The organism is uncultured Gimesia sp. (assembly GCF_963972345.1).
Classification (GTDB): Bacteria; Planctomycetota; Planctomycetia; order Planctomycetales; family Planctomycetaceae; genus Gimesia.
On the sequence record NZ_CAXAVM010000291.1, the window covers coordinates 1 to 6125 of the forward strand.

7 protein-coding genes are annotated in these 6125 nt (G+C 49.7%); 3 read left to right on the forward strand and 4 right to left on the reverse strand.

Annotation, left to right across the window (positions count from 1 at the left end; genetic code table 11):
* From AACZ40_RS27700 to AACZ40_RS27715, 4 genes are all read right to left on the reverse strand, one after another.
* Positions 1-932: metallophosphoesterase N-terminal domain-containing protein (locus AACZ40_RS27700; protein WP_339676800.1), on the reverse strand; the 932-nt coding region annotated here is incomplete at its 3' end.
* An 85-nt stretch (positions 933-1017) separates the two neighbouring features.
* Positions 1018-1266 carry a DUF1559 domain-containing protein gene (locus AACZ40_RS27705; RefSeq protein ID WP_291170690.1) on the reverse strand — a complete coding sequence of 83 codons (249 nt, stop codon included), beginning with the start codon at positions 1264-1266 and terminating at the stop codon, positions 1018-1020.
* Positions 1267-1289: 23 nt separating this feature from the next.
* The gene (locus AACZ40_RS27710) at positions 1290-3305 is read right to left on the reverse strand and encodes a CehA/McbA family metallohydrolase (protein ID WP_291170689.1); all 2016 of its coding nucleotides are present in this window, start codon (positions 3303-3305) and stop codon (positions 1290-1292) included.
* A 658-nt stretch (positions 3306-3963) separates the two neighbouring features.
* A complete protein-coding gene (locus AACZ40_RS27715; protein ID WP_291170688.1) occupies positions 3964-4227 on the reverse strand; it encodes a hypothetical protein in 264 nt (87 codons plus the stop codon).
* A 110-nt stretch (positions 4228-4337) separates the two neighbouring features.
* Between AACZ40_RS27715 and AACZ40_RS27720 the strand changes: the two genes are divergently transcribed.
* The 3 genes from AACZ40_RS27720 (at position 4338) to AACZ40_RS27730 (ending at position 5913) form a co-directional block, all read left to right on the forward strand.
* Positions 4338-4490: a hypothetical protein gene (locus AACZ40_RS27720; protein ID WP_291170687.1), complete on the forward strand. Its 153-nt coding sequence runs from the start codon at positions 4338-4340 to the stop codon at positions 4488-4490.
* Between the two features lie 320 nt (positions 4491-4810).
* Positions 4811-5782, forward strand: a complete 972-nt coding sequence (locus AACZ40_RS27725) for a cation diffusion facilitator family transporter (RefSeq protein WP_291170686.1) — start codon at positions 4811-4813, stop codon at positions 5780-5782.
* On the forward strand, positions 5779-5913 hold the full coding sequence (locus AACZ40_RS27730; RefSeq protein WP_339676804.1) for a hypothetical protein: 135 nt from the start codon (positions 5779-5781) through the stop codon (positions 5911-5913). The genes AACZ40_RS27725 and AACZ40_RS27730 overlap by 4 nt, the downstream gene beginning before the upstream one ends.
* Positions 5914-6125: the final 212 nt, after the last annotated feature.

The following is a 6125-nucleotide window of genomic DNA, read 5'->3' on the forward strand; positions in this document are numbered from 1 at the left end:
GTGCCGGGCGAACGCTGCTGCAGATCCTGCTGCAACCATTTGATATGCATGGGTTGAACCTGAAGCGTGGGATAATCGAGCAGGCGTCCGTTCACTTTCAGCTTTCTCTGTCCCAGATGATAGCCATAGTCGACAGAAACGAAGTGAATCTTCCCATATTCGAACGAAAAGAAATTCGGACCCAGGTATTCCCAGTACAGGGGCTTCGCGCAACGGGGATCCCCGCGGGGAAACTCATCCAGTCGATAGCAGGAGTCCGTGTGATCACCGGCGACATTGTAATGAGGTATCGACAGATGATTCATGATCCCCACATAGTTGCGGAAAGCCGCGTGCCCCTGCCCGGGTGTGCCCAGCAGGGCTTTGTGCAGATTGAGCAGGTCGCCGCTGTTGACCACAAACCGTGGTGGGGGCGTCAGGCCGTTTACTTCTCGCACGAATCGAATCAGTCCCTGCAGCGAGCGGGGATTACTTGAGACATGCGTATCGGTCACATGAATAAAGACAAATTCATTTTCATCCTCACTCGACGACTGGAGTTCGAAATTGACTTCCTGTGCCAGCGGCTGATACCAGTTTCCCTGGACATCATAGCCCGCAGGACGCGTCACGTTGATAAACACGGCCCGGGGATCAGGCTTCAGCGAATACGTGCCTCTCGAGTCTGTTTTTACTACCGAATAACCATCAGAAACAGAAACGCCGCTCACTCCACTGGTTTTTCCCGGAGATTGCACAACAACACGGCCGGTGACCAAGGAAGGGACCGGCGTGTTATAGCGGGGTTTCGGCATCTCCTTCAGAAGCAGTTTCAATGGTTGTGACGGCTCTGCAGCATTTGATCTCTCAGCTGCAGAGAGACTGTCATTGTCCGGAAGTGATCCGATGCTCAAAGCAGCAATGATACAACCAGACCAGACTGAAAAACGCATTTGACTCTCCTGTCACTTCAATAGTGCAAACTTGAATGAACCATCGACAGGGTTCTTTGTTACTTCAACAACACCCGGGCAACGCTTAATACTCACCCAGTACTTCACCAGCATTATAAGTGCCCAGCCCCGTATAGGTATCACCATTTATGTTCTCAGAGAGAACTTTGACGCGTCCGTCTGCAAACACGAAATGGCAGCCTCCCACATGCATGCTGCTGAACAGGTCGTCGGCATCGGCACCATTGATGCGATACGTATCGTTGGCATTGGAGAGAATGTCGCGGGAGTTACAGGAGATGACTCCGATTCCAGAGCGGGTTGTAACAACCAAACTTAAGGCTAAGGCTTCTCTTGTTATGGTTGGTGATCAGCGCCCTGTTTTAACAGGTCTTTGACATGCAGCAGGATGGCAGGGTCTGCTTTTACCGTTTCGGATTCAAGCAGCTTTTCCTGCAGAGCCGGTGTGAGCTTCTTACCCTGTGTCCCATGATTCATGATCAGTCTTTTGGCAGTAGCACGTGGTGCGCTATAGTTCTTGTCACCATCCACATCCAGATAGATTGGGTTGGTGATTGCCTGAGTGGCCTTGCCGTAAGTTGTCCAACCTGGCAATGCAATGCCATCACCCAGGACAAATGCTACAACGTATGCATCATGTGGTGGTAATTCAAGTGAAAACTCAAGCGTCTGATCTGTGGGCTCATTCAACGTGGATCCGATTGATTTCCAGGCGACTTGTTTTCCATTCACATAGATCATGGCTTCGCGAGGACGGACCCATGAAGGGGCTGCAACACGTAAAGTGACAGTAAATAATGAGTTTTTGTTATTACTGCCGTTTTTGAGTGATGCTGCTGGAACGAGGTCTCCCATGCCAAAATGTTCATTAATCTTCAAAATTGCAAAGATGCCCGCTGATGCCGTTGCCCGACCTTCCGTGAATGCGCGATAGACCTCTTGGCGATCGATATGAGATATGTTATCGGTATGACTGTTGAGATAGGTACGGGCCTGGCCAACTGGATCGTTGACCGTGTGGGAGTCAGTGGCCCCTACGGCGGTAAGCTTTAATCCGCGATTGATCACTGACATCCAGTCTTCGAGTGCGTAGAAAAAATCAGGAGTTTCGTTTGCCGGCTGTACCACTTCATATCCGTTGAAATTAAACGTAGGTCCCTCACTCCACTTCCCTGTGCTGCGATTGAAATGAAATCGTCCGAAGGGGCCCTTAGGAATGGAAGGCCAATAGGGATGATTCAAGATAATCACTTCTGCCCCTTTCTTCCGCATGTCGGCGATCAGCTCATCCCAGTTATCATCTTTCAGGAACAGAGGGTTTCGACCTTTCACACCGCCGGGGACTGACTTCGCAGGATCAAATGGGAAAGCAGTAAAATGCCCATTGTGGGTTGTGATTTCATCTCCGGAAATTGAATGAAAATGAGTTTGAGTCCCCGCAGCCTTTTGATAGGGCGTGTAATCGGAAATGTGATTGTGATCGGTGGCTACCGCGACTTCAATGCCTTCACCGGCGATTGTAATCATACGTTCTTCAAAAGTGGCATTTCCGTGACCACTGCCAGGTAAAGTATGAATGTGGCTATCACAAGCGATAAATCCGGTTGTGTCGACTTCATGTGAAATGACCAGCGTCTGATTCTGGGTCTTGTTGTTCTCGACGACGATGGGCTGTCTGGCTACGCCCCATTCCATGCCACGTGTTGCATACAGTGTATACTTTCCCGGTGGCAACTCGAATGTATCTCCAGTTCCCAGTGTATAGAGAATTCCAGGTCGAACGGCGGTGGTCGGCTGACGTGCATTGTAAAGTTTTGCAAGTTGCCCGCGATGGTTTACCACTGTGATACGGGCTGGAACGGGCTGCCCCTCTGGTGTGCTCACCTTCACAGTCACCGCTTCCAGTTGGAGTGCCTGTTTCAGGGGGTGGGGCTCCAATTCAATATTTCGTAAGACCGCAGGCTGCCCTCGGCCACCGATCGTCACTCTGTTCTCACCATTTTTGAGAACATTGGCAGGCACTGCAAAGCCGATGTGGTGAAACCCATCATGTTTTTTGTCCGCACCGATCTGAGGAGTATGTGCTTCCAGTCGTCCGAGCAATTTGCCATTGATGTGAACGTTCCAGTATCCACCCGAACTTTGTTTTTGCAGATCCTGATCGAAGAGCAGGGCAAACTCAGTCGCGTTGATTTGGGAAGAAAACGTTTTGCTATACGTGACTTTCTCTTTAATCTCATGTGACTCACTATCGATAACGATCGTCTTCAGAGAGGCTTCCAGAGTGCTGGTGAGATTACCGACTCCACAGACTGCTAACAGAATCAATGTTCTGATATGACACAGGACCATTTGCTGGACTCCTTTGGTGGTTGATTGGTTTTAAAGCGGGCCGGACTTACGACGGATGTCTTAATATTTCCCGGGAATGGGTTCCAGGAATGCCTGATCGTAAACTCTAACCTGGATCGCATCACATTTAAACATAACTTCTTGCAAACTATTATACGCGGTCCATATGCCCATGGAGACATCGCCGGTTCACCAATTCTGTTCGCAAAACTTGTTGAATTCGGTACAGCAAATCAAAGCACCGTTTTCATTAACACATTAATTCAGACGCAGGAGTCCATGTCTGATCTGCAGTGAAATCGAATCAAATCAGAGCCCCGAGAGATACATCATATTTTGTTCGTGAAATTTGTTGTGTGCCGTACAGCAAACGAAAACGAACGTTTTTCTGACCGTTGTTTACAGCTATGGACCCTCCCTTCTTTATAATCCTCGCCTACGATCCCATTGAGCTCAGCATTCCGTGTTTGCAGCGTCGTGATCTGCAGCATGAACCGGTAACGATCATCACTGTAGTCACGCTTGACCACAAATTTCTGAGGAGCAGTTACCTGACGGCCGATGGCTCCCCCACCGATGACCGTTGCAGATATCTGCGAAACATTAGCAGCAGGAACCAGACTGCTCTGTCTCTGGAAACGGTGTACTGTTTAATTTGTCATTTTAAGTCTTCTTCCGAATCAGTATCATCGAAAAACCAGTCGGCGTCCCAGTCAAAACTGCTCAAAATCAGTCCCGACTTACCAGGTTTGAGTTGTTCGGGATGCACGTTCGTTAAATATTCCTCTGCCCACTTTACGGGATTACAGCCCGGAAAGGGCTCGGAATAATCTCGCCTGACAGGAATCTCACATTCAAACGCGGGATTGGTATTTATCCTCAGACGCGCGAAGTATCGTCCCTCTCGGGCCAGGATAAACATCACGGCCCAGTCAGTTCGACCAAAGACACGCGCGAAGGTCTCTTCATCAGTCGGCCTGGGTTCCGGACAGGCTCCCGGGTGACCTCGGCAACTTCCTGCGGCGACTGGCGTTGCTCAATCCTATCCAGAACTGGTCGCTGACGACGCTGCGTAAGAAGCAGATCAAGATTGGTGCCAAGCTGACCCGGTATGCCAAGTACGTGTTCTTTCAACTGGCCGAAGTGGCTGTGCCCCAGAGATTGTCCGCTGCCGGTCACGCATGATGTGAAGTGGAATTGTATCAAAATAGCGGAAAACGGAGTTCCTCACAGAGAAAAGGCTGCGCAGAGACCGTGTTGACCACTGAAAAATGATTCGCTCGGCGGCGGTTCCCGAATCTCAACAAAGGTGGCGAAAAATCACTTCGTTTTAGACACAGGGGACCGCAGTGGTTACAATCAAACAAAATCCATGCTTGAATTGGTTTCACGTTGATCCATATCGGAAATCTCGGTTTATAGTGCAAAGAGATTCTACGGAACAGTCGGACGTAAGGCTGTTCCTGAAGGAAGCAATAGTTGAACGGAAACGATCTGAAGGATACATGGCACAAGCAACAGGATACGAACACACAGGCGATAGTCACGCCGGTCATTCACACGGCCTGACACATAATGACTCTCTGCAGGGCGTGAGTACAGCACGGCTGATCTGTGCCATTCTCCTGAATCAGCTGTTGACGGTCGGACAGGTGGTGGCAGGAATTTATTCAGGCAGCGTGGCGTTGCTTTCGGATGCAGCTCACAATTTTAATGATGCGAATGCGCTGCTGATCGCTTATATTGCCCGCCGAATTTCTCGGAAGCAAGCCAACAAGCGTTTTACATTCGGTTATCGGCGGGCCGAGATGATTGGTGCGCTGATTAACCTGACGCTGCTGGCGATTGTAGGTCTGTACCTGGTTTACGAGGGTATCACCCGTTTTTTTGAGCCGGAACATGTCATCGGGTCCGTTATGGCGTATTCCGCGATTCTGGCACTGGTGGTCGACGTGGGTTCGGCACTGTTGTTGTGGCCCAGGAGCAAGGGCTCATTGAATATACGGGCCGCCTTTTTTCATAACATTGTCGATGCCCTGGCCAGCATAGCGGTACTGGTGGGGGCAGGTGCTATTCTGTGGCTCGGCTGGGACTGGGTCGATCCGCTGATTACGCTGCTGATCTCCGGTTATATTCTGTGGCAGGTCTATAAAATGCTGCCTCAGGCGATGCGGATGCTGATGGAAGGGACGCCAGCAGATATTGATGTTTCCGCGCTGATGGAACGGATTGAAGAAAACGAAGATGTCGTCGAAATACACCACTTGCACCTGTGGGAACTGGATGAAGAACACCGGGCCCTGGAGACACACGTGGTAATCCGGAAAGAGAATGCTGAGCAGATGGAAGTCATCAAACAGCAGATCAAGAAACTAGTGGCTGACGAATTCAAGATCAAGCATACGACACTGGAATTTGAATTCGATGGCGATGAAAAAAAACAGTGCCACGACACGCAGGTGATCGCCGAGCATTGATGACACTGGTCCAATTACATTCAGAGTGGGCAACTGAAAGCGAACTTCAGATCACCAGTCTCACCGTGATCGTCAAAGGGGGGCAGGGTCTCTTAGGACATCGTATTGAACGAGAAGGGGGAGGCGAGTGACTTAATGTAGAGAATATCGGTTAACGGACCAAAAAACGATTTCGTAAGACGTTTTTATGAAACAACTTAAAAGTCGGGATTGTCGAAACAAACTGGAGGGTGATCTCATGCCAGCCGTGAGAATCTAGACTGTGTCCTTTTTTTTACTCTCGTGTCTTCAGGGCCATTTGGACCGAGTATCTTAGAGTGAGACATTCTATGGTAAAATGTGA

Coding starts and splice junctions, on each gene's coding strand:
- AACZ40_RS27710 (WP_291170689.1), bottom strand. CDS start 3,305: ATGGTCCTGTGTCATATCAGAACATTGATTCTGTTAGCAGTCTGTGGA.
- AACZ40_RS27715 (WP_291170688.1), bottom strand. CDS start 4,227: ATGTTTATCCTGGCCCGAGAGGGACGATACTTCGCGCGTCTGAGGATA.
- AACZ40_RS27725 (WP_291170686.1), top strand. CDS start 4,811: ATGGCACAAGCAACAGGATACGAACACACAGGCGATAGTCACGCCGGT.